Origin of the sequence: Pseudomonas sp. CBC3, assembly GCF_037967085.1 — a bacterium.
Lineage (GTDB): Bacteria > Pseudomonadota > Gammaproteobacteria > Pseudomonadales > Pseudomonadaceae > Stutzerimonas.
The window spans coordinates 1-23,779 of the sequence record NZ_JBANEO010000008.1 but is presented as its reverse complement, the minus strand read 5'-3'; the positions used below and the strand labels follow the sequence as shown (position 1 = coordinate 23,779).

Annotated in this window: 22 protein-coding genes and 1 pseudogene; 7 read left to right on the top strand and 16 right to left on the bottom strand. The window is 55.4% G+C overall.

Annotation, left to right across the window (positions count from 1 at the left end; translation table 11 throughout):
- Window positions 1-199: 199 nt before the first annotated feature.
- Window positions 200-736: pseudogene (locus V6943_RS19875) on the top strand (three-Cys-motif partner protein TcmP); the annotation flags it as partial.
- Window positions 737-801: 65 nt separating this feature from the next.
- Here the strand turns inward: V6943_RS19875 and V6943_RS19870 are convergent.
- Window positions 802-1,482 (bottom strand): heavy metal response regulator transcription factor, encoded by a 681-nt coding sequence (locus tag V6943_RS19870; protein ID WP_046164454.1) that lies wholly within the window; start codon window positions 1,480-1,482, stop codon window positions 802-804.
- A gap of 412 nt (window positions 1,483-1,894) precedes the next feature.
- Between V6943_RS19870 and V6943_RS19865 the strand changes: the two genes are divergently transcribed.
- The 6 genes from V6943_RS19865 to V6943_RS19840 all read left to right on the top strand — a co-directional run bounded on the left by V6943_RS19865 (window position 1,895) and on the right by V6943_RS19840 (window position 7,433).
- The gene (locus V6943_RS19865) at window positions 1,895-2,104 is read left to right on the top strand and encodes a co-regulatory protein PtrA N-terminal domain-containing protein (protein ID WP_046164453.1); all 210 of its coding nucleotides are present in this window, start codon (window positions 1,895-1,897) and stop codon (window positions 2,102-2,104) included.
- A 542-nt stretch (window positions 2,105-2,646) separates the two neighbouring features.
- Window positions 2,647-4,500: a copper resistance system multicopper oxidase gene (locus V6943_RS19860; protein ID WP_200598892.1), complete on the top strand. Its 1,854-nt coding sequence runs from the start codon at window positions 2,647-2,649 to the stop codon at window positions 4,498-4,500.
- A 24-nt stretch (window positions 4,501-4,524) separates the two neighbouring features.
- Window positions 4,525-4,815 (top strand): hypothetical protein, encoded by a 291-nt coding sequence (locus tag V6943_RS19855; protein WP_177429599.1) that lies wholly within the window; start codon window positions 4,525-4,527, stop codon window positions 4,813-4,815.
- Window positions 4,805-5,803 (top strand): copper resistance protein B, encoded by a 999-nt coding sequence (locus tag V6943_RS19850; protein WP_256058800.1) that lies wholly within the window; start codon window positions 4,805-4,807, stop codon window positions 5,801-5,803. Before V6943_RS19855 ends, V6943_RS19850 begins: the two co-directional genes overlap by 11 nt.
- A 9-nt stretch (window positions 5,804-5,812) precedes the next feature.
- Window positions 5,813-6,628 carry a c-type cytochrome gene (locus V6943_RS19845; protein ID WP_256058801.1) on the top strand — a complete coding sequence of 272 codons (816 nt, stop codon included), beginning with the start codon at window positions 5,813-5,815 and terminating at the stop codon, window positions 6,626-6,628.
- Between the two features lie 475 nt (window positions 6,629-7,103).
- Window positions 7,104-7,433 (top strand): four-helix bundle copper-binding protein, encoded by a 330-nt coding sequence (locus tag V6943_RS19840; protein WP_100550038.1) that lies wholly within the window; start codon window positions 7,104-7,106, stop codon window positions 7,431-7,433.
- Window positions 7,434-7,827: 394 nt separating this feature from the next.
- Here the strand turns inward: V6943_RS19840 and V6943_RS19835 are convergent, their stop codons facing one another.
- The 15 genes from V6943_RS19835 to V6943_RS19765 all read right to left on the bottom strand — a co-directional run.
- Window positions 7,828-8,403 carry a DUF6692 family protein gene (locus V6943_RS19835; RefSeq protein WP_221103347.1) on the bottom strand — a complete coding sequence of 192 codons (576 nt, stop codon included), beginning with the start codon at window positions 8,401-8,403 and terminating at the stop codon, window positions 7,828-7,830.
- Window positions 8,403-8,858: a DUF305 domain-containing protein gene (locus V6943_RS19830; protein WP_100550036.1), complete on the bottom strand. Its 456-nt coding sequence runs from the start codon at window positions 8,856-8,858 to the stop codon at window positions 8,403-8,405. The genes V6943_RS19835 and V6943_RS19830 overlap by 1 nt, the downstream gene beginning before the upstream one ends.
- A 14-nt stretch (window positions 8,859-8,872) precedes the next feature.
- Entirely contained in the window at window positions 8,873-9,361 is a 489-nt protein-coding gene (locus tag V6943_RS19825) for a c-type cytochrome (protein ID WP_226930360.1), read from the bottom strand.
- A gap of 393 nt (window positions 9,362-9,754) precedes the next feature.
- Window positions 9,755-11,347 carry a hypothetical protein gene (locus tag V6943_RS19820; protein WP_256057980.1) on the bottom strand — a complete coding sequence of 531 codons (1,593 nt, stop codon included), beginning with the start codon at window positions 11,345-11,347 and terminating at the stop codon, window positions 9,755-9,757.
- A 204-nt stretch (window positions 11,348-11,551) separates the two neighbouring features.
- Window positions 11,552-12,925, bottom strand: a complete 1,374-nt coding sequence (locus V6943_RS19815) for a heavy metal sensor histidine kinase (protein ID WP_256057981.1) — start codon at window positions 12,923-12,925, stop codon at window positions 11,552-11,554.
- 100 nt (window positions 12,926-13,025) lie between these two features.
- Window positions 13,026-13,256, bottom strand: coding sequence for a hypothetical protein (locus V6943_RS19810; protein WP_041015593.1), 231 nt, complete (start codon window positions 13,254-13,256; stop codon window positions 13,026-13,028).
- A gap of 23 nt (window positions 13,257-13,279) precedes the next feature.
- The gene (locus tag V6943_RS19805; protein ID WP_041015594.1) at window positions 13,280-13,537 is read right to left on the bottom strand and encodes a DUF2933 domain-containing protein; all 258 of its coding nucleotides are present in this window, start codon (window positions 13,535-13,537) and stop codon (window positions 13,280-13,282) included.
- Between the two features lie 30 nt (window positions 13,538-13,567).
- Entirely contained in the window at window positions 13,568-13,885 is a 318-nt protein-coding gene (locus V6943_RS19800; RefSeq protein WP_045423048.1) for a co-regulatory protein PtrA N-terminal domain-containing protein, read from the bottom strand.
- 140 nt (window positions 13,886-14,025) lie between these two features.
- Window positions 14,026-14,436, bottom strand: a complete 411-nt coding sequence (locus tag V6943_RS19795; protein ID WP_100549735.1) for a copper-binding protein — start codon at window positions 14,434-14,436, stop codon at window positions 14,026-14,028.
- The gene (locus tag V6943_RS19790; protein WP_100549736.1) at window positions 14,433-17,591 is read right to left on the bottom strand and encodes an efflux RND transporter permease subunit; all 3,159 of its coding nucleotides are present in this window, start codon (window positions 17,589-17,591) and stop codon (window positions 14,433-14,435) included. The genes V6943_RS19795 and V6943_RS19790 overlap by 4 nt, the downstream gene beginning before the upstream one ends.
- Complete coding sequence (locus tag V6943_RS19785) at window positions 17,588-19,033, bottom strand: efflux RND transporter periplasmic adaptor subunit (RefSeq protein WP_100549737.1); 1,446 nt, start codon at window positions 19,031-19,033, stop codon at window positions 17,588-17,590. The genes V6943_RS19790 and V6943_RS19785 overlap by 4 nt, the downstream gene beginning before the upstream one ends.
- Entirely contained in the window at window positions 19,030-20,283 is a 1,254-nt protein-coding gene (locus V6943_RS19780) for a TolC family protein (RefSeq protein WP_100549738.1), read from the bottom strand. Before V6943_RS19780 ends, V6943_RS19785 begins: the two co-directional genes overlap by 4 nt.
- Before the next feature lie 94 nt (window positions 20,284-20,377).
- Complete coding sequence (locus tag V6943_RS19775; protein WP_100549739.1) at window positions 20,378-20,755, bottom strand: hypothetical protein; 378 nt, start codon at window positions 20,753-20,755, stop codon at window positions 20,378-20,380.
- Between the two features lie 82 nt (window positions 20,756-20,837).
- Complete coding sequence (locus V6943_RS19770) at window positions 20,838-23,201, bottom strand: heavy metal translocating P-type ATPase (protein ID WP_256057983.1); 2,364 nt, start codon at window positions 23,199-23,201, stop codon at window positions 20,838-20,840.
- A 411-nt stretch (window positions 23,202-23,612) separates the two neighbouring features.
- Window positions 23,613-23,779, bottom strand: a 167-nt coding sequence (locus V6943_RS19765) for a transposase domain-containing protein (RefSeq protein ID WP_340555135.1), incomplete at its 5' end; no start/stop codon positions are given.

The following is a 23,779-nucleotide window of genomic DNA, read 5'->3' as shown; positions in this document are numbered from 1 at the left end:
AAACGCTCCACAACGACCTCTCTGCTTCGAAAAAGAGATCGATGGTAGTGAATAAATCCTGCGTGGCTGCCTGCCAGAAAAGTGTCCGGATGACCGTGGAGTCGGTGTCCGGATGCTTGTGGAATGAGTGTCCGGATCAGCGTGGAATCACTGTCCGGGTGCGCGTGGAATGGGTGTCCGAGTCAGCGTGGAATCCGCAATGACCGTCTTCTTCATTCGTCCGGCCGGCAGCAACCCGATGGCCTATTGGTTTATCCATCTGGCGAACAACTACCGCGCTAATGATGTGATGAAGAAGATCCACTGGAAATACGGCAACAACTTTTCCCATATGCTGTCGCCTTCCAGCTTTTTTGGTTACGACGCCAATCGGGATATCGCCGTGACAGGTCAGCACGATTTGCTGCTGGATGAGCACCACTTCGACGATGCCACGGATGACCGCATCCGTGGCGAGCTTTCAGAGCTCTTGCCTAAGCAGGTCTACGAGGTTGAACGGCAACCTTTTCTGGGCCTGATGAGTGGATTGACCAATTACACCATGGCTGACGAGCTTCGTGTAAAGCAGGCGCTCGGTATGGCTGTCGCGACCGGTGATCTGCTGGCGATCGGCAAAGATGGCAAAACTAAGCGCCGCAAGGGCACAAGCATCAAATCTACTGACATTTTGATAGCGCCCCCGCAGCGACCCATCTTCTTCCTGCCGCCACTGAATAAGTATAACTCAGAAGGCTAGGCTCGGCCCGGGACAGACCAGGTAGAGTAGTTGGCCCATCGAGAGAAGATAGCTGCTATTACACTCTAGGCGTCTGGCGCGTCGATCAAATAGCCCATCCCACGAGCTGTTTGTATGAGCTTCGGCTCGAATTCATCATCAATTTTCGCTCTCAGCCGCCGTACCGCCACCTCGATCACATTGGTGTCGCTATCGAAGTTCATGTCCCATACCTGGGAGGCAATGAGCGATTTGGACAGGACTTCCCCGCGACGCCTAAGCAATAGCTCAAGAAGTGCGAATTCCTTGGCGGTTAGGTCTATGCGTTTCCCCGAGCGCGTAACCCGACGTCTCAGCAGATCCATCTCAAGGTCGAGGAGCTTGAGTATCGTTTGGTTGGGAGCATGGTTGCCGCGGCGAAGCAACGTACGGATCCTGGCGAGCAATTCGGAGAATGCAAACGGCTTGATAAGATAATCATCAGCGCCCAGCTCCAACCCCTTTACGCGATCCTGTACCCCATCTCTGGCGGTGAGGAAAAGCACGGGGACCTCATTACCGGCCGCGCGGACTTTCTGTAAAACCTGCCACCCATCCAAACCAGGCATCATCACATCTAAGATGAGCAGGTCGTATGCCGCATTAAGCGCATGCTGAGCAGCATCGGTCCCATTCAGAACCCGATCGACAGTGAAGCCCGCCTCAGTGAGCCCCTGCTGTAGGTAGGTGCCCGTTTTCGGCTCATCTTCAGCAACAAGAAGCTTCATTGAAAGTACTCCGCCTGCATTGAGATCACAGTGTGCCGACTCTCAGATCTTGCAGCCAGTACCTTACAGAAACGTAATGCCCGCATCATCTGTCTGACAGCTTGTAGCGCTAACGTCTACATCAGCAGTTGCTCCCACACTCTGCTTTTTGGCCTTTTCCATGCTCCTTTGGCCTATCGGCGCCTAGATGGCGCCTTTTTTTTGCCGGCAGGAAACAAGGCCTATTGTCAGAACGAAAAGCGCATACACGCTTTCGCTTTCGCTAACTGCTTGCCTGCATTACTGACGAAACCGTAATGTCTAGATCAGGGATCTGACAGGAACGCTCGGTTAGCTTAGACACAAGCCCTAGCCCAAGACTCTGCTTAGAGCGGTGCTGGGTAGTTCATGTCTTTCAACGAGGTAACAAGCGATGAAACTTTTCAGATTTCTTTCCGTACTGCTCGCCATCGCGGCAAGCTCTACCTATGCGATGGCAGAGGGTGGTGGTGATCGTACCTTTGCTCGTCTGGAGCAGGCTCGCCAGCTAGCGATCGCTAGTTATCAGGCTGACAAGAAGGACCAATCTCAGGAGGTAGTCTCAAAGGCAGCTTCAACGAAGCACGCTCACGCTAACTGCTAATGCGAAGCCTTATGCAAATTTAACCATGCGGCTCTGGTAACTATGGCAGCTTCTACGAACGTTGTAGCTGCCATGGTGTTGCCACTTGCAGCCTCAGTTGGAAGAACTAGCGAAGTCGTATTAGCCGCTCACATTTTTAAGCGGCATCGCCAACTATGCGACATAAATTGGAAACAATAGAAGCGTGGTCGAAATATAGTGATTGGAAGGCAGCCGCTATTAGATTTCTGATGTTCGACTTTCAATGAGCATCATTGCAGCCACATCCTTCAAATAAATCAAAAGTTCCGTCCCAAGGTAAAGCTATTGCGCAGCCTCCATACAGAAATCGACGTGGTCAGGTGATTTCTTGATCGCTTTTGATGCGTTTTAAGCTTACAAAAATGTAATCACGCATCTTTCTCAGGCATGCCATATTTACGAATAAAGGCGAGTCGCTTGATAAGACACCGTGCCCGAGCTTTTAAGATCAATTAACGCTGGCAACATCAACCCTCAGGGCTGGTTTCGGCTTGGCTCCTTAGCTTGATTGGAACGTACACATGCAACGTAAAACCTCTAGGCGAACCTTTGTTAAAGGCTTGACTGCCGCAGGCCTCCTTGGCGGTCTTGGTTTGTGGAGAGCTCCGGTCTGGGCAGTGAGTAGCCCCGGCCAGCCCAGCGTACTAACCGGCACGGAGTTCGATCTACTGATTGGGGAGACGCCGGTCAACATCACCGGCGCGGCTCGGACGGCAATGACCATCAACGGCACTATTCCAGGACCGCTTCTTCGTTGGCGTGAAGGGGATACGGTCACGCTGCGGGTCAGGAATAAGCTGAGCGAAGATACATCCATTCACTGGCACGGCATGATCCTGCCGGCCAACATGGATGGCGTGCCTGGACTGAGCTTCCACGGCATCGCTCCCGATGGCATGTATGTCTACAAGTTTCAGGTTAAACAGAACGGTACCTATTGGTACCACAGTCATTCAGGCCTACAAGAGCAGCTTGGTGTCTATGGTCCGTTGGTCATCGATGCGAAGGATCCCGAACCGTTCAGCTATGACCGCGACTATGTGGTGATGTTGACTGATTGGTCCGATGAGGATCCTGCTCGAATCCTTTCTAAGCTCAAGAAGCAGTCCGATTATTACAACTTCCATAAGCGCACTGTCGGAGACTTCATTAACGATGTGAGCGAAGACGGGTGGGCCGCAACGATTGCAAATCGGAAGATGTGGGCTCAGATGAAGATGAGCCCCACCGACCTCGCCGACGTAAGTGGCTACACCTATACCTACTTAATGAACGGCCAAGCACCCGACGGGAACTGGACCGGTATCTTTAAGCCCGGCGAGAAGCTTCGTCTGCGGTTCATCAACGGCTCGGCCATGAGCTATTTCGATGTCCGCATTCCAGGGCTGAAGATGACTGTAGTCGCAGCCGACGGCCAATACGTCAACCCCGTTAGCGTCGACGAATTCCGCATTGCCGTGGCAGAGACCTACGATGTGATTGTCGAGCCTGCAACCGAGCAGGCTTACACGATCTTCGCCCAATCGATGGACCGCACAGGGTACGCCCGTGGCACGCTAGCGGTTGCCGAAGGGCTGAGCGCTCCTGTTCCAGAAACCGATCCTCGACCGCTAATCACCATGGACGATATGGGGATGGATCACGGCAGTATGGGCGGTATGGCGGGCATGGACCATGGCGGCGGCATGCAGGGCGACATGGGTGCGATGGACCATAGCAACATGTCCGGTATGAACCACGGTGACATGCAGGGAATGGGCGGCATGGGCGCAATGTCCGGAATGGATCACAGCAAAATGGCTGGGATGTCAGGGATGGACCACTCTGGGATGGCGGGTATGAGCGGAGGTATGCAATCGCACCCGCCCTCAGAGTCCAATAACCCACTGGTGGATATGCAGACCATGAGCCCGACTCATAGGCTAAACGATCCCGGTATTGGCTTACGAGACAACGGCCGCCGAGTCCTGACCTATGGCGACTTGAGCAGCACTTTCCCGGATCCGGACGGCCGCGAGCCAAGTCGGACGATCGAACTCCATCTCACCGGCCACATGGAGAAGTTCTCCTGGTCATTTGACGGCATAGAGTTCTCTGATTCGGAGCCCCTGCGGCTCAAATATGGCGAGCGAGTACGCATCACGTTGGTTAACGACACCATGATGACCCATCCGATTCATCTGCATGGTATGTGGAGCGATCTTGAAGATGAGAACGGAAACTTCATGGTTCGCAAGCACACGATCGACATGCCTCCAGGTTCAAAGCGCAGCTACCGCGTGACAGCTGATGCACTCGGGCGTTGGGCTTATCACTGTCACCTACTGCTTCACATGGAAATGGGCATGTTTCGTGAAGTCCGAGTGGATGAGTAAGAGGAACTTTATATGGGAAATTTTATGAAGCGTAAGACTCTTATCGGCAGCGCGTTTATATTCAGTTTGCTGGGCATAATGAATATGTCAGCTGCGTTTGCAGATCAAAAACATGATCAACACAAGCAATCATCGGCTTCGTCGCAAAACCCGGTCAACAAGCCGGCATCTCAGGCACCAGAAACTTCTGATTCCGAAATGAACCACGGCGACATGGATCATGGCTCGATGGACCATGGTGATATGGACCACGGCAAAATGGGTCATGACCCGAAGGCTACTGGTGCTAAGGTGGATTCACACCATGACCATTAGATCTTGTCGCTTTGCTCTGATTGCGCTCGGAGTTTCGTTGAGCGCAGCGGCTGGAGGGACAGCCAACGCTGCCGAGATGATGGATCACTCGATGCATCAAACCCCTCCCACTGAGGCAGCTCAAGCCCCTGCATCTTCAGCCAAGCCCGCAGCTAAGAATCATGGCTCCGGTGGGCAAATGGACCACTCCGCAATGGGTCATGGTGCGATGGACCATAGCAAGATGAACCATGGCCAAATGAAGCATGACGATACGCTCGAAATGCCCGGCATGGTTCATCCCTCGTTCATTCCAGTATTGACCGATGCGGATAGAGAAGCGGCTTTCCCTGGTCTTCAAGGTCATACGGTCCATGACAAGTATCTGGCCTGGTTTCTTCTGCTAGATCAACTTGAGTACCAGAACGCAAATGAAGGTAGCACCCTCAGTTGGGAAGCTACTGCCTGGGTTGGTGGCGATATCAATCGATTCTGGTTTCGCTCGGAAGGTGAGCGAACGAATGGCGTTACTGAAGACGCGGAAATTCAGGCGCTCTACGGGCGTGCCATCAGCCCCTGGTGGGATGTGGTAGCAGGTGTTCGCCAGGACTTTAAGCCAGAGTCGCCGCAGACGTGGGCGGCTTTAGGCGTCCAGGGGATGGCTCTGTATGGGTTTGAGGCGGAAGCCACCGCCTTCGTCGGTGAAGGTGGGCAGACAGCAGCACGTTTTGAAGGCGAGTACGACATTCTCCTCACTAACCGGCTCATCCTCCAACCGACTGCCGAGCTCAATTTCTATGGCAAGGACGATCCTGCACGCGGAGTGGGCGCTGGTCTCGCAAATACAGAGGTGGGGCTCCGCCTCCGATACGAAATCGTTCGTGAGTTCGCACCGTACATCGGCGTCACGTGGAGCCGGGCATACGGTAATACCGCTGATATGGCGAGAGATGACGGCGAAGACCTAGATGAGGCGCGGTTCGTTGCTGGCATCAGGCTTTGGTTTTAAGGACCCTCGATGAAAAGAATAATTATTAGCTTCGCTGCCTTCTGTGCTCTAGGCCTGTTGGTAGTGGCCGGAGTTGTTTTCTCAGGACTGATTAGCGTTGCCGCGGATGATCCTCATACGGGAGTCGTGCACGCATTCCTGGAAACTGCTCGCAATCGCTCGATTGAGGCTCGCTCCGAAGACATAGCCGTGCCATCTCTCGACGATGAAGACCAAATCCGCGCCGGGGCGGGGAACTACGACTCGATGTGTGTGGGTTGTCATTTGGCGCCAGGCATGGCTGAGACCGAGCTAAGCAATGGCCTTTATCCCGCTCCACCCAGCCTGGCTGAAGCGGGGCCATACGATGACCCAGCAAAAACATTTTGGGTCATCAAGCATGGCATCAAGGCCACTGGTATGCCTGCGTGGGGTAAAAGCATGGCTGACCCGTACATATGGGGGATGGTGGCTTTCCTGCAGAAGCTTCCTGAGCTAGATGAAGGAGCGTATCGAGCGCTCGTTGCGTCTAGCGGTGGTCATCAGCATGGTGGTGGGGAGACCCCAGCTGGGCACGGTGATCAACATGGTGAGATGACCACGGACGATCATCATCAGGACAACAGTAGCAGCTCGGATCACCATGGCTCTAGCAGCTCGGGTGGAGCAACCGGCCAATCAGGCTCCGGGCATCATGGTGATAGCGAAAGCGATGACCATCACGCTTCCGACGAGCCCCAGGCGGTAGAGCACAGCAATGGCAGTGACAGTGCCGATGCCGATGCCGAAGGCAAATCCCCTTCAGAAAACCATGTGCACGCAGACGGGAAGCAACACGAGCACTAACATCCGGTATGTGTGCCTACGCGGTTCTGACCAGGCTCTTAGAAAGGCGCCTCAGCACAAGCAGAGGGGGCGGCCCTAGGCCATCCTAGTCGACGCAACGGTACCGGAGGGCTCTGCGATTGATTCCCAAGACGCTAGGCCGCAGGGCTAGTAACTCACGTAGTTAAGCGGCTTTCGCTCCGGCGGTTCCCCAGTAAGGGCTCCCAGTCGTGGCGACAGGGAGCTTGCCATACCCCACTCATCATCTAGAACAGGCTAGCGAAGCCGGCCAGGCAATCTATTGGCTTGTCGCCCCCCAACCGCGCCCGCATAGATCCCCGGTGCGGTTGGACGAACCTTACAGCATTGTAATGAAGTTGGTCGAAACGGGTTAGATAGGAGCCTGTCGTATTTTTTGTGCCTGCTTAATACGCTTATGGGTGTATTCGGCTAGTAGGCACCGGCGACATACAACTTTCGAAACCTGGAGAACACAATGACAAACTCAATGTTCGCTTCCTGTATCCAAGCTTGTTCGAACTGTGCCCTAGTATGCGAAACGTGCGCCTCTGCTTGCCTGCGTGAGGATGACGTAAAAATGATGGCTCGCTGCATCGAGCTTGACCGCGATTGCGCGGACATTTGTAGGTTGGCCGCCACACTGATGAGTCGCGAAAGTGAGTACGCTAAAGAATTTTGTGCTCTTTGCGCCAAGATCTGCCGTGCATGCGGAGAGGAATGCGCAAAACATCAAGTGGATCACTGCCAAGAGTGTGCCAAAGCGTGTATGAAGTGCGCTGAAGAATGCGAGCGCATGGCTGCGTAACGCCTATCTACTCCTGCTCTGGCACAACCGAGATTGGTGTGCCAGAGCCGCTTGGGGAGAACAATAAGAAACTTCGCGCGCTTGATATCAGACGTACAAGGCTTATCAAAAAAGCGCATACGAAACTCGCAATAGCCAAGATCGAATCGATCTGTGTCCAGCAGCATTTCGTTTAGCAGATAGACTTGCTCACCCTCAAAGCGCAAGGCATTCCCCTTGAGGAGGATCGAGCCAGCTATGTCCTACAACCGCCGGTAGCGCAACGTCGCGTTTTTTTCAGCCTTGCTATGCCGCGATGGGTGGTCTTTGCTTCGGGTCTATGGGGATGAAACGGGCGTGGAGAGCCGGCTGCGCCTCCATGTGGAGCCCGTCGACCTGCGTGACGCGTTAGTACTTAACTCCGCGGCGGTTTCTCGCAGGCGTACCATCCGCGATAGCCAATCATCAGGCCCTGATCAAGCTCAAAATTCAGATCTGCGATAGATTTTTCGCCTGTAGGCTTTTGCACGGCCCCGTCTTTCCCCAACGCTACATTGACGTTGATGCTTTCGGCGGCGAGGGAGGCCCCGCCAAAGAGCGCAGAATAGCCTTGAGTTGGTTCGCTGGACAGCTGTACCAACTTGCCATGAATTTTTATAACCCCCTTGGCGCCCCCGCTTTCCCCATCATGCTTGATCGCGACTACGGGTGGGCTTTCCGCGGTATAAACGAAAGTGCAGTAAGGGCCTGAGCCGAGTACCTTGTCTACTTCCGCTTGATCAAGGGTTTGCGGGTCAATAGACGGAATGTCGGGACTTCCTATAGCGTCACGGGCGCTTACCACTTCAGGTAGGGGGGGCCGCATTGTTGGCTTATCCAGGCCTTCACCAGGAGCCGGGTCACCACAAGCAGTGAGTGCCAGAGCGAAGGTCGTCATGATGGTCTTGGGAAGAATGGCCCGGGCTATAGCGGGTGCTCGATACAGTTGCATCAGTTAGCCCTCTCTAGATCATGGATGAGAAACTTCATCTCAGCTATTTCTCGGCGCTGAGCCTCAATGATTTCGTCAGCCAGTTTGCGGACCCGAGGGTCTGAAATCTGAGCGCGCTCGCTTGTCATGATAGCTATGGAATGGTGGGGAACCATCGCCTTCATGTATTCCGTGTCGCCTACCGTTGCCTGGCTACGAACAAGCCACAGCGCAATAGCAAAGGCCGCTGCACTGCCTGCGAATATGGCAATATTAACCGATTTTCGTTTATACATATTAAGCATGAATGCGAGCATAACTACGGCCATCACCGCGCCCATCACTAACGCCATCCAAACGCGGGTCTCGCTCCATAGAACATGTTCAAATGCGTATGTATTTAAATACATAACGCCATACATGATGAGGGTCGAAGTTGCTATCATCGCTGCAAAGCGCCAGTAAGACATTTGCATGAACTAGTTCCTCTTTAATGGGGGGCTACGGCCGAATCGTTTTTTCCAAACTCAGCGTATTTTTGCGCAGTCATGCCTGGAAGCTGCATCACGAATGCTGTTATCGCCCAGATTTCGTCGTCGTTGTGGGTCGGGCCGAACGCGGGCATTGCGCTCATTCGAACGCCGTGCTTCACCAGCCAGAACACCTCATTGGCTTTCCATTCAGGAACTACGTCGGGAAGGTGTGGGGGCTGCGGCAGCATTCCCCGAGCCCACTCGCTTTTCTCAACACCGGGTGCCCCATGGCAATGCTGGCACATGGCTTGATAAGCACTGCCACCTTCAGAAACCGTTTTTGCACTGAATTGCGCGGGCGGTTTAATGGAAGATGCACCATCCGCAACCGACGATTTCATAGTCGTGTCCAAAGCCCAGCGCACTAATGGTTGATGGTCTTCCGTCGCTGCGACGTTATAGGCCCCCGTGTAAACAACGGTAATCCCGACAATAGCACCCAGCAACAGGGTTCCAGCGATCCCAGCGGCTACACCAGTAGCTATACATTTCTTGTTCGACCTCACTGTGTACCTCGCCCATTGGTTTGTTTGAGGAAGAGAAACCAGCCTGCGGTGTCACTTAAAAAGGACAAGTCGAGAGTTGTGAGGTTTCGATTTTTTTGGAAGCTTACAGAAATGTAATCATCACCCAGCTTAAGCGCCCATTAGGTAGCGCGGGTTTGATAAGTGGACTTGACGCGCTGACGCTATCGAAGAATGAACCAATAGGGCGTTAAATTAATTATAAGAAAGCAGACGAAACATGGGCATGGAGTCGAGTCTGACCGGCCTGAGCGGCATGAATCATTGGACGGTACAATTCTGATGGGCCTGCTCGCTGAGACGAGCGCCCTAGGCCTATCTCAGGGGCTTGCAAGACAGGCCATTATTCGCTTGAAACAACAATCTCTCGATTCGATCGTGCTCTTCCGGTGTCGGTAGTGCGGATGAGTCTATATTGCCTGCACTGTCTGACTTGCAGTTCGGCGAATCAGCTTCAGGGTGGTAACCACCAGCTTCGTCGAACGCTACCCAGCCGTACCATTCTCGGATGACTTTGGAAGGACGGCCATCTTCTATTGCCACATACCAGTCGGCCAATCGGAAACGTTTACCGGCAAGCGTTGAGGTAGCCTTTTCAGCTCGAACCAACGCCAGATATTGTGGGTGCGGCAGTTCATCTACGGCGCCGGTTTCGTCAAGCAAGAACGTGAACGAGGCGTGCGACCGCTGCTCTGTGGAACCGGTTCGCTCCTCTTCCTCACCTAAGGTAAACACAGGAGCAAAACCGCCCCCCTCTGTTCGGAAGTTGGTTGTCTGGCCTTGGTAGACCCTGGCAGCGTTCCACTGCACCTTGCCAGCATAAGCGTATGCGCGCAGGTCAAACTTCATTGGTCGTACCTGAGGGTCAGCGATAGTTCTACGCTCGCCAGGAGCCAAGAGGGACTGGGCCACGTAGTTTCCGCCAACGATTTCTTCCCACACACGCTTGGTGAGCTTGTCTCCTCGGTATGCCCCGCGACTACCAAAACCGCTAACAGGCTTGAAAAAGAGGCTGCGGCGTCTCTCCCAGAGTTGCTCCGCATTGCGATGCTCGACCGGGACAGTAAGCGGGACGTATTGGGCCAACACGGCTCGGACTTGCTGATCGACGCCAATCTCTTCCAAAAAAAGTGTGTTGGTTAGGTCAACCAGCCGGCGTTTGTCGGCGTAAAGGGCATAGGCCTGAGGGTGTGGCGTTACCGTCACGACATCAGCCAAATAAGCGCTGCGCAGCGCGCTGCAATTGTCGCGTTCCAGATAGAAATCGGTGAGTCGGTTGTAGACGAGATCCACAGGCTTTCCGTCGATCATGAGGCAATCGTTGTGAAAGGCTAGATCGGCTGGGTCTACGATTATGCAGTCGATTCCTGCTGACTCGAATAACCGCTGAAAAAGAAGAAACTCCGGGTACAGGTATTGGGCTTGTGGGCTTTCATCCAAAATCACCACGCGCTTGAGCGGTGCCTGCTCGCCGCTCGCAGACCATTCCTGGACGAACATATCCAGAATCGACTGCTCGAAGCCGTCGGCCCCTTCCTGACCTGGCGATAGTCCGACTACGCCGCTGCAACAACTGCGCTGAGCGCGGGCGAGCAATACGTTTAGCATTGCTCCGCCCGCATTTGTGTTTATTTCGATAAGCCCCAGCTTGTCCTCTTCCAGATGAAAATCGTAGCCAAAGAAGACGCCCCGCGCACCCCGAGGGTCGTGTCGCGCAATAGGAGGCGCAGAATCCAGAGCATGCTCTCGCCAACCCGGCAAGCTCACGGTCTGCTCGATGGCCTGAATAACCTCACTCACCTGGCTCAGCTGCAAGGATGAAACAAAGACCGGTCGTGCAGCAAATACATGGGGGCAACGTGACTTCAATAGCTCCGACAGCTCTGGATCCCCAAGCTGTTCAGTCAATGCGTCTGCGAGCGCAGCTTGATCTAGGCTTACGCAGAAGCACGCTTCGTTGAGCGCTGCGGCTGTCGTACCGCATTTTCTCGATGAGGACGCTTGCACGGGAACCTCCAGAACCAAACATACAGCTTCGAAAGTCTCGGCCTCTTTCGGTTCAGCCTGGCGTTTCTATGAGCGTAGGTCAGGGTCGTTGCTGGCACTCTGCCATTAACTAGACATAAGCTTTGGAAGCGTCATTGTGAAAGTCGTATGCCCCTCAGCTGATTCGCAAGCGATGCGCCCTTTGTGCGCTTCGACTATCGAACGAGTGATAGCCATGCCGAGGCCCGCATTCATGGTGGTTCCTTCGCGCCTTGCGGTGTCGACCCTATAGAATCGATCAAACACTCGGGCCTGAAGCTCGGCTGGAATCGTTGTGCCTCGGTTGGATATGGCTGTGCAAACCGAGCCACCGCTCTCGCTTATTTCAACGCTGATGGTGCTGCCTTCCTCTGCATATCGAACTGCGTTAGAGACTATGTTTGAGACGGCCCGTCTCAGCATCGATTTATCGCCATGTACCGATCCATCGCCTGAAAGCGCGATTTCTACCTTTTTGTCCTCGGCTGCAAGCTCGTAATATTCGATAACGCTCGCGGTAATCTCAGCCATGCTGGCATCTTCGGCATTGGGCGTAATCTTCCCGTTGTCCGCTTTGGCGAGAAACAGCATGTCATCGACCATCTTTGACATGCGCCTAAGTTCTTCGAGGGCGGAATACAAAATGTCTTTGTAGTCGGTATTCTCGCGGTCGCGCAAGAGCGCGACCTCCATTTGGGTAAGCATGCTGTTCAGCGGCGTTCTTAGCTCATGCGCGATATCCGCTGAGAAACCTGACAATCTGAGAAAAGAGTCGTCCAAGCGCGAAAGCATTTCGTTGAAGTTGTCTACGAGTTCATGCAGCTCGCCTGGCACCGACTCGGTTGGAATTCTGGTATCTAAGCAGTGGGCGGTTACCGTAGAAGAAGTCTTGGACAGTTCGTCTATTGGTTTTAAGCCTTTCCTGATCAGAACAACACCTAACGCGCCACTCAGAAGTGCACTAACGACAAGCGTATAAGCAAACCACTGCTGAATCATATCGAAGAAGTGGATTCGGTGCGTTACATCCAAAGCCAAATAGATAACAGTGTCCTGCCCTTCTACCCACCGATTTACTTTTCTGGTAATTCCGCTGTACTGGTGGCCACCGAAACTTACCGTCCAGCGTTCCTCTTGGATGTCTGTGACAAGAGGTAGCAAGCTCTCAGACAGATTGTGATGGGAGTAAACCGTCTTACCGTCTACTACAACCGCAGTCGCGAAGCCAAAGGAGTGCTCAATAACGGCATCGATCCTTGAAGCGGTCTCAGGCCCGAATTCTGAACTGCCGCGTAGCATACGCTCTACTGCAGCAGCCTTTTCATTCAGCACCTGTGCGTCTTTGCGTTCGAAATGGAGCTGGCAAAAATAATTGAAGCTGATTGCGGCGGCCAACAGCACAACCGTAACCACGAGCATGAAAGCTATCGCCATTCTGCTCGTCAGTGACACTTTTCCCATCAGTACGGTCCTGGTTAGGCCATCACGCACAAAAAAGCAGGTGGGCACCCAGAAAAGGTGCCCGACCTGCTTCGATCATAGTTGCTCGCACTCTCGTATCCTAGGCAGCGTCTGGGTTTTCCCCATTTTGCGAGTGGCCGGCTTTGGCCGCCTCCATCATTTCACGACACTCTTTCATCATTCCACGCATGTCGCCCATCATTTCCATATGCTTGTCGCCGCTCATCATGCCGGTTTCTGAATGGCTTTGGTCCGCTTTATCTGCCGCTGCGAAACTCAGTCCGCTCGCCAGGGTGATTGCAATTGCTGTTACTGTAATGGTGTTTCGCATGTTAAATCTCCAAGTTCAGTGGGTTATTCGCTCTTGCTTAACAAGGTGCTTTCGCCAACGTTGGGCTCCTTGGGCTTGTCGCACTTACCGCTAGACATATGCTTCATGCATACGACCATCATCAACAAGCAGGGCAAGAGAAAGAGCAGGCTTGGCAGCGTCGTTGCCAACGCCCCAGTGCTTTGGTTCAGGAGCATGTAGCCAACCACAGCTACGGTTAGACCGGTCACGATCGGATTGCGCTGCAGTACACTTTTCATTCTCGAAAACAGGCTGCTCATATCATTACCCTCGAATATTTAATTTGCAGGTTAGCCGTTGTTTACGCCTACCGGTGCGCTCAAAAATTCCACCGTATGAATCTCCCCGTCTGGGGTCTTTACCTTCATTTCATATGTCTGAACTTTTGCAGTAGTCCGATAGTTCTGAATCATTTCAGTCGTACCGGTCGCCCCTGCAGGTGCGATGCTCAGCACTTTGCCTTCTTTGACAAGCTCTTTAAGAGTGAGATTGGATCCTGCAGGATCATTTAGGCGATGCATTGTCCGATCGCTTCCGCCTTCGGCCATTGCAAGAGAAGACGCAACGGTCAGAATAAAAGGAACGATTACTTTGGTTATACGGTTCATGGTTTGCACCTCTTGGTTAGTTGATGCCTGTAGATTAAAGGCTTGCTACTTACAAGAAGCTGTTGCCAAGGTTACAAAGCTGTAATCGCTCATTTTTTTGTTGGTACGACCGCCGCGTCTGCGGCGGTCGCTTTCTGTGCTTACCGTTTTTCGATACGCGTAATGGTGGAATCCATGCCTTTCGAGGTGAACTCGAATTCGACCTGGTCTCCTTCTCTTAACTTTTGGAGCTGATCAGGCTTCGCTTTGAAACCCATCGTCATAGATGGCCAACCCAGCGCCTCGACCGGGCCGTGGGCAATAGTGACGGTTCCCTTTTCCGTATCTACCTTCTTGACCGTGCCGGTCGCAGTGGCCGTCTGTCCGGCTGGTTTCTGGCCCATCTGCATATCCATGTCTTTATGATCCATCGGCATGTTCATGCTTTTGTGATCCATCGGCATGTTCATGCTTTTGTGATCCATCGGCATACCCTGCATAGGCTCTTTGTCAGCAGCATAGGCGGCCGGTACCAGAAACAGTGTGGCGAGAGTGATGTGCTTGATATTCATGGATGTTCTCCAGTGGGTTTGGTTGCGTGCTGGGCCTGCAATTGTCGGCGGCGCATCAGCAGGTAGGCTGCCGGCAGAACGAACAGGGAGAGCAACGGCGCGGTGATCATCCCGCCCACCATGGGCGCGGCAATACGGCTCATGATTTCGCTGCCGGTCCCGCCGCCCCAAAGGATGGGCAGCAGGCCAGCGATGATCACGGCGACGGTCATGGCCTTGGGGCGCACTCGCTGGACAGCACCTTCACGAATGGCGTCGAGCAGGACGCCTTCGCCATGGGCTCCAGCGTTAACCCGATCCGTCCAGGCGTTCTTCAAATACAGCAGCATAATGACGCCGAACTCAGCAGAAACGCCTGCCAGTGCGATGAATCCGATTCCTGTCGCTACGGATAGGTTGTACCCGAGCAGATATAGGAACCAGACGCCCCCGGTCAGAGCGAATGGCAGCGTAGCCATGATGAGCAGCGCCTCGCCAAAGCGGGCAAACGTTAGGTAGAGCAATACAAAAATGATCAGCAAGGTAGCCGGAACGACGAGCTTCAGCTTCGCGTTAGCGCGCTCCATGAATTCGAATTGGCCGGAATAGCTGATGCTCATGCCGGATTCGAGCTGGACCCCTTTGCTGATCTTTTCCCTCAGATCGCCCACCACAGCCGCCATGTCGCGGCCACGAACATCGACGTAAACCCAGCCCGACAGCCTTGCGTTTTCGCTTTTAAGCATGGGCGGTCCGTCTGTCACCTGTACTTTGGCCACGGTCCCCAACGTGATCTGGCTGCCTTGCGGCGTGTAGATCGGTAGGTTGCGCAGATCGGATATCGAGTCGCGCCACTCGCGGCCATAGCGGAGGTTGATCGGATACCTGGCGAGCCCTTCCACGGTTTCACCAATGGTTTGACCACCGATGGCACCGGCCACGATCGATTGCACGTCCGCGATATTCAGGCCGTAGCGTGCGGCGGCGACACGATCGATATCCACATCGATATACCTGCCGCCGGTCAGTCTCTCAGCAAGCGCCGAACTGACCCCAGGCACCGTTTTGGCGATTTTTTCCACTGCCTGGGTGGCTTTGTCGATCTGTGCCAAGTCAGTGCCATACACTTTCACCCCGATCGGGCTCTTGATACCCGTCGCCAGCATATCGATACGGTTTCGAATCGGCGGGATCCACAGATTGGCTAATCCAGGTACCTGTACGGTGCGATCCAACTCCTCAACCAGCTTGTCAGGCGTCATCCCAGGGCGCCATTGATCCTTCGGCTTGAACTGAATGGTCGTCTCGAACATTTCCAGCGGGGCGGGATCTGTAGCGGTGTCGGCTCGACCAGCCTTACCGAACACGTGTGCAACTTCTGGAACCGTTTTTATGAGCCGGTCCGTCTGCTGCAGTAGCTCAGAAGCCTTCTGAGAGGAGAGGCCTGGAAGCGCAGTGGGCATATAAAGGAGGTCACCTTCATCCAGCGGGGGCAAGAACTCCCCACCAAGGCGAGAGGCCGGCCACAAGCCTGTCAGGAAGACCAGAACAGCCACCAGCAGAGTCATCTTGGGCCAGCGCAGTACCGCGTCCAGGGCCGGCTTGTAGATCCAGATGAGGCCACGGTTGAGTGGATTGCGGTGTTCATCCGGAATCCTGCCCCGTATCCAATACCCCATGAGCACCGGAACCAGTGTTACCGACAGACCCGCGGCCGCTGCCATTGCATAGGTTTTGGTGAACGCCAGTGGACCGAACAGCCGGCCTTCCTGCGCCTCCAGGGTGAACACTGGAATGAACGACAGCGTGATGATCAGCAGGCTGAAGAACAATGCCGGCCCCACTTCAACAGCCGCGTCAGTAATGACCTTCCAGTGCTCCTGGCCCTTCAAGGTGGAGTCAGGATGCCGCTTGTGCCAGGCCTCAATGTGCTTGTGGGCGTTTTCGATCATGACGATTGCTGCATCGACCATCGCTCCGATGGCGATCGCGATGCCACCCAACGACATGATGTTGGCGTTGATGCCTTGCCGCTGCATGATCACAAAAGCAATCAGGATGCCGATCGGCAACGACACGATGGCGACCAACGACGAGCGCAGATGCCACAGAAAAATCGCGCAAACCAACGCAACGACAATGAACTCCTCGATGAGCTTGTGCGTGAGGTTTTCAACGGCACTGTCGATCAGCTTGCTACGGTCGTACGTCGTGACGATTTCGACGCCTTCGGGAAGGCTCGCTTTGAGCTCATCGAGCTTGGTTTGAACGGCAGCGATGGTTTCCCGAGCGTTCTTGCCGCTACGCAGGATCACGACTCCACCGACTACCTCACCTTCGCCATCAAGCTCGGCAATACCCCGGCGCATTTCCGGGCCGAGCTGGATATGCGCAACGTCCCCTAGCGTCACAGGCACGCCGCCTTCGAGACGCAAAGGAATGGCTCGAAAGTCCTTGAGTGTCTTGAGATACCCGGTCGCACGGACCATGAACTCGGTTTCGGCGAGTTCCAGAACACTCCCGCCGGTTTCACGGTTGGCCTCATCGATCGCCTTTGCGATCTGCTGCTGCGTAACGCCTCTGCTGGCCATGCGTACGGGATCGAGTACCACCTGGTACTGCTTGACCATCCCGCCTATGGGCGCGACTTCCGCCACGTTGGGCAGTGTCTTGAGTTCATAGCGCAGGAACCAATCTTGCACAGAGCGCAGCTGCGAGAGGTCATGTTTGCCCGTTCGGTCTACCAAAGCATATTGGTAGATCCAACCGACACCCGTGGCGTCAGGTCCCAAGGCGGGTTTGGCGGCGGCGGGAAGCCGACTCTGCACCTGGCTCAGGTACTCCAGCACCCGCGAACGGGCCCAATAGAGGTCGGTGCCGTCCTCGAACAGGACGTACACGTAGCTATCCCCGAAGAAGGAGTAGCCGCGGACTGTCTTCGCGCCGGGGACAGACAGCATGGTCGTCGTCAGTGGGTAGGTGACCTGGTTTTCAACGATCTGAGGCGCCTGCCCCGGGTATGGCGTGCGGATGATGACCTGAACGTCGGAAAGGTCAGGCAACGCATCAACAGCGGTGTTCTTGACCGACCAGACACCCCAAGCCACCGCGAACACAGTAGCCAGTAGGATCAGAAAGCGGTTGGCCACTGACCAGCGGATTATGGCTGCGATCATTGTTGGCCCCCGAGCTTCTCGATGCGCTCGATGACCAGGCCTTCGTCGCTTTCACGCACGCCAACACGGACACGGTCGTCCACTTGCAAGCCTGACAGCAGAGATTGATCGGCAACCGGAAAGGACATGGTCATCCCAGGCATGTTCAGCGTCTTGAACGGCCCATGCGACAGGCCAACCAGGCCATCTTCCAGGCTGACGATCGTACCTTCAGCCTCGTGCAAAGCAGGTTTGACAGGCGGTGCCGTCTGCTCCAGACCCCGAGCGGTCAGCCCGCGTAGGCTCGCCTCTGAATCCAGGAGGAACTGACCGGACGCCACGACCTGCTGACCGGCTTCCAGCCCGTCGAGCACCTCTGTTTTGTCATCGAACTCTCGACCGATGCGGACCTCAACTGGGCGGTAACGGCCTTCATTCTCAGCCAGCATCACCAATGCGCGCCGGCCGGTGCGAATGACCGCCTCGGACGGGATGACCAAGGCATCTTCAACGTTGCGACTCAATGTCACCTCGGCCGTCATGCCGGGGCGAAGCCGCTGCTGCGGGTTGGGCAGTTCGACCCGGACACGCACAGTGCGGCTATCCAGGTTGGCTTGCGACAGTACCGCCTGGATCGTGCCTTCCAGCGTTTCACCCGCAAAAGCAGGGAGGCGGGCTGTCACCGACTGCCCCGGCGCTAAATTTGTGATCTGCGCTTCAGGCACCGCAACCTCTAGCCAAACCGAGTCCAGCCCATTGATGCGTGCGAGAGAGGCGCCGGCGGGGACGGTCATGCCCTCGCGGACATCGAGACTGTTCAACACGCCACCGATCGGGCTCGTTACGGTCCATACGGGGCGCGCCTTACCGGTGCGTTCCAGCTGAGCAATGACATCTGCCGGCATGCCGGCAAGGCGTAACCGCTGTCGGGCCGCCGCGAGCAGTTGGGGTTGGCCAATCCCTTTGAGCGCCAGGTACTCTTCCTGTGCAGCAGCCCATTCGGGAACCAAAAGATCGGCTAACGGCGCGCCTTTTTCAATGACGTCTTCCGGCGCTCGGTCGTAAACGCGCTCGACGAAGCCCCCGGAGCGCGCTTGCACGACAGCCACGTCTCGCTCGTCAAACATCAATGCGCCTGTCGCTTCGAGCGACTGGCTAATCGATTCGCGCGTTGCGGTCGCCAGGCGCATACCCAGGTTCTGCGTCACGCTCGGATCGATGCTCATCGACGCCCCGTCACCGCCTTCATCGGCATAGCGCGGAACCAGGTCCATATCCATAAAGGGGGATTTGCCTGGCTCATCGAATTTCTGTTGCGGATACATGGGGTCGTACCAATAAAGCACCTCCTTTTCGCCTTCCGCTTGCGCAAACACAGAGGTAGACAGACCGACAATGCCCACAGTAACGATAATCAGCGGAAGGCTTAGGACGACGGCCAGCCGCTTGAGTAGAAATGTCATGGTCGGGTATCTCCAAAGGCAAAATGCAGGCGGGCGTTGCTCAGCGATCGGTCGCGGGCTACGTCAATACGACGCAGGCGAGTCTCAACGAGCTGGCGGCGCGCATCGATCACTGCGGTCAGTTCGCCGGTCCCGGCGCGGTAGTCCGCCATGGCAAGGCGGACCTTTTCCTCGGCGAGTGGCAGTAGGGTTTCTTCAACACGTGCGAATGCGCGGTCAAGGCGCTGATATTCAGCCAGGTCGGCGGCCAGCTCCTGGTTATGCATACGCAACATCGCCTGACGCTGCGCCTCGATCTGTGTGAGGCGCGCTCGCTCAGCCGCGATCTTTGGATCCTGCCGAGAGCTGGTAAACAGCGGCAGGTCGAAACTGACGCTGAGGTTGACCATGTCGCCGTATTCTCTGCCGCGACGTAGATAATCGACTCCCCAACTCCAGTCCGGTGTTTTCTCAGCGATGGCCTGGCGAACTTTTGCCTCAGCTTCACGAGTCATCGGGTCGAAGGCGAGCAAAGCCGGATGGCGGTTCAGGTTGTGCTGATAGTGATCAACGTCGGTAAGCCATCGCGGCCAGTCGCCTGTAAGCGGCTGGTCTGCTGGCTCGCCTATCCAACGGCGGAGGTCGGCCCGCGCAACAACCTGGTTGCGCATCAGCTCATCCTCTTGATCAGCAAGCAATGCTGCCTCTTGCTTCGGAAGTACGCTGTCTGCGGTTTGCCCACCGCCGCCGGCAATGCGCGCCTGAACGGCCCGGGAAAACAGCTGATTCTCACTGTAGAGCTGTTTGAAAAGACTCAGTTTCTGCTCGACCGCGAAGCTAGCGATCCATGCCTCGGCAGTAGCCTGGCGCACGCTGAGACGTTCAATGGTTTGCTGAACGTCTGCGAGCGCAACACTAGCCTGCGCAGCCTCGACACGGGCGCGCCTTTTCGCTCGGTTTGGAACATCTTGCATGACCCCAACCATTTGCATGGTCATGGCCTCTTGGTCCAATTGCCAGCGTGAGTCACCTTCAATGGGTACGTTTTGCAGCCCAAGTCTAAGTTTGGGGTCAGGGAGCTCGCCGACAGGGATTGCAGCGTTGCGCGCGGCTTGGAGATTGGCGGCTTGCGCATCCAGCGAAGGCGCGTCTTGCTCGGCCAAGCTCAGGGCTTGTTCTAAGGTTAGAGCTGATGCGAGCTCGGAAAATGAGAGCGCGCCCATGATCAAGGCGGCCACGTAGGGAGGCGCCCAGCGGATACGGGGTTTCATTAAAAAAGAGTTCCTGATCTTCCATGCGAGCCAAAGGCGCGCGGTAGCCGGCCCGAATCTTCACATCCGGGCGGTTCCTAGAATTTGATCGGGATCAGACGCGGGGTGGATGCCAGACTACGTCCAGAAGACGAGAAGGGATTTGGTCGTTATAGGGCGTGGTCACGGGTCTAGCAGCAGGGACCAGCTGCGCCTTCGCAGCAACGATCTGAAGGAGGCTGAGGGTTTTGCATTCTTGCCCCGTCTTGCAGACGGTCGTCTTCCCTTGCTCATGCCCTTCACAGCACTCGGGCTCAGCGCCGCTGACGCCAGACATCAACGCGTGGCTGGCTGCCATGGCCTCCATGCCTTCCATATCAAGCATTACATGATGCGCTGACGACCCAACCGGCATGAGCAATTGCGCCATCCCGTTGATCGGAAGCGCAAGCACTAGCAGCAGGATAAGGAAGGAGCGCATGTAGGACTTCATATTTTTTCAGCTTACGGGGCAATTCATGAGCAATCAATGAGGCAATCGATCGCTTCGCAACCGAAGCCTAAGCCGGCACGGTTCAAACTACACTCGCTTGACGGAGCCGGAGAGCGTTAAACACAACCGATGCTGAGCTAAGGCTCATGGCCAGGGCAGCAATCATCGGAGACAGCAACAGTCCAAAGAACGGATAGAGCAGCCCTGCAGCAATCGGGATGCTCAGACCGTTATACATAAAGGCAAACAGAAGGTTCTGACGCATATTGCGAACTGTTGCCACCGAAAGCGTACGGGCGCGAAGTATTCCCATCAGGTCACCTTTAACCAGCGTAACTTGGGCACTGTTCATCGCCACGTCAGTACCCGTACCCATCGCAATGCCTACGTCAGCCCTAGCGAGAGCGGGCGCATCATTTATTCCGTCGCCTGCCATGGCGACTACTTTACCGAGGGCTTGTAGCTTAACCACCAGCGCCTCCTTGTCCTGCGGCTTCACTTCGCCATGCACTTCATCGATCGATAGCTCACGAGCCACCGCGCGGGCAGTGGTAAGCCCGTCGCCGGTGGCCATGATGACTTGCACGCCCTCCGCTTGGAGCCGAGCTACAGCTTCCTTGGAAGTCGGTTTAATTGGGTCCGATACGGCCAGCAAGCCGGCAAGTGCCCCATCAACAGCCAGGTACACAATACTGGTACCGCTTTCGCGCATTTTTTCTGCTTGGTCTTTCAACGGCTCGACGCTAACACCCGCGTCTTCCATAAGAGCGGTGTTGCCTAGCTGTAGCTGCTTGCCTTCCACCAGACCACGGACCCCGATCCCTGACCCTGACTCGAAGGTTTCAGGCTTTACCAACTGAATACCCTCGCTTCTCGCATGGTCCACGATGGCGTGGGCTAGGGGATGCTCGCTACCTTGATCCAAGCTGGCAGACAAACGGATGACTTCCTGAGCATCGAACGGCGTGACGCCTACCGCCCGATCGAAAACAGGTCGGCCCTCGGTCAACGTTCCAGTTTTATCGACAATCAGCGTGTCTACCTTACGGACATTCTCGATGGCGCCTGCGTCTCTGAAAAGCACTCCGCTTCCAGCCGCTTTGCCTGTGGCAACCATGATCGACATAGGCGTCGCCAGGCCAAGTGCGCAAGGGCAAGCGATAATCAGAACCGCAACTGCATTGATCAGGCCGAATACCCAGCCCTGCTCGGGTCCGAACAGGCCCCATGCAAAGAAGGTCAACAGCGCAATCCCGATGACCGTCAGCACGAAATAACCAGCAACCGTGTCCGCCATCCGCTGCATGGGTGCTTTTGAGCGTTGTGCATTCGCAACCATCTGGACGATTTGTGAAAGCATGGTCCCGGAGCCAACTTTAGTGGCTCGCATGACAAGCGAGCCACTCGTGTTCATCGTCGCGCCGATGAGCGCATCGCCTGTCCGCTTCGTCACCGGGACGGGCTCGCCCGTTAGCATGGATTCGTCGACGGCGCTCTCGCCCTCCAATACTTCTCCATCCACCGGTACCTTTTCACCAGGACGAACGCGCAGATGGTCACCCTCGTGAACATGTGTAAGCGGAATGTCCTCCTCGGAACCATCCTTGGCGATACGGCGAGCTGTTTTGGGCGATAGGCCAAGCAAGGACTTGATTGCCGAGGACGTCTGGGAGCGGGCCTTCAATTCGAGCAACTGCCCTAAAAGCGTCAGGGAAATGATGACCGCGGCGGCTTCGTAATAAACGCCTATCCGGCCGCCCACTGTGAATGATTCTGGAAATATGCTCGGTAAGACGGTTGCTACGATGCTGTAAATATACGCAGCCCCTGTGCCAAGCCCGATCAACGTCCACATGTTTGGGCTGCGATGCTTAACAGATGCGAAACCGCGCACGAAAAATGGCCAGCCTGCCCACAAGACAACCGGGGTCGTAAGGGCTAGTTCAACCCAGTTCTGGCTAGCGCCGTGAAACAGCGGAAGTGCATGTCCCGCCATGGCCAACAGGGTCACTGCTACGGTCAGGGGCAGAGACCACCAGAATCGCTTCGAGAAGTCCTTGAGTTCGGGATTCTCCTCCTCGTCGAGTTCAGGGATCAGAGGTTCCAATGACATCCCGCAGATAGGGCAATCACCTGGACCCATTTGGCGGATCTCAGGGTGCATCGGGCAGGTGTACTCGGTCGTTGCATCACCGGCGGACGCCTTCTGTGCGGGCGGCGTGGATGCCTGAGGCGATGACCCATGAGCCTGCTGTGCAGTGAGATATCTAGCAGGATCAGAACGAAACTTGGTCTGGCAACCCTGGCTGCAGAAGCGGTAAGTGCTTCCCTGATAGTGCTCTTGATGCTCGCTGTCCTCTTTCACCTTCATCCCGCAGACGGGGTCTGTGAGTCCTGCAGAGCCTTTCGTTTGGTCAGGCTGATGATGGCAATGCGAGGAGGTCATGCGGGCTCCTTATGGATTGGTTAGCAACGAACAGCCTACTGCGGGGACGTTTGTGGTTTTTCCGATGCTTACAGCGTCCGACAACCAATATATGCAAAGCGTCCTGACCAAAGGCTGAAGTAACCATTACATTTCTGTCAGGTTCTCCGGTATGTCAGGTCGTACGAATGCTGAAGCGAGCTGCTGAAAAAAGTAGCTCGCGCGAATACCGCTTGCTGGCCTAGCCTATGCCTCCCTTATCCGAAGCCCGGCCGCTTTCTTTTAATGAATACCGAACCGTGCAAAGCCTAAGCGCAGGTGCTCTGTTTTGATAGAAGCCGTAATTTTTGATGTCTATGGCACACTCCTGCAAATCAGTGAACGACGGCGGCCATTTCGCAGTAAGCGTCTGCCGAACTCACCTTGCGTAATTCAGGCGGGTGCCCATTGATGCGGCAGTAGTTGGCCAATCTCGCTGGCCCGCTGTGTCGGCAGCCGCATCAGCACATCCTTCAGGTAGGCGTACGGATCATGCCCATTCATCCGCGCCGACTGGATCAGGCTCATGATCGCCGCCGCCCGTTTGCCGCTGCGCAGCG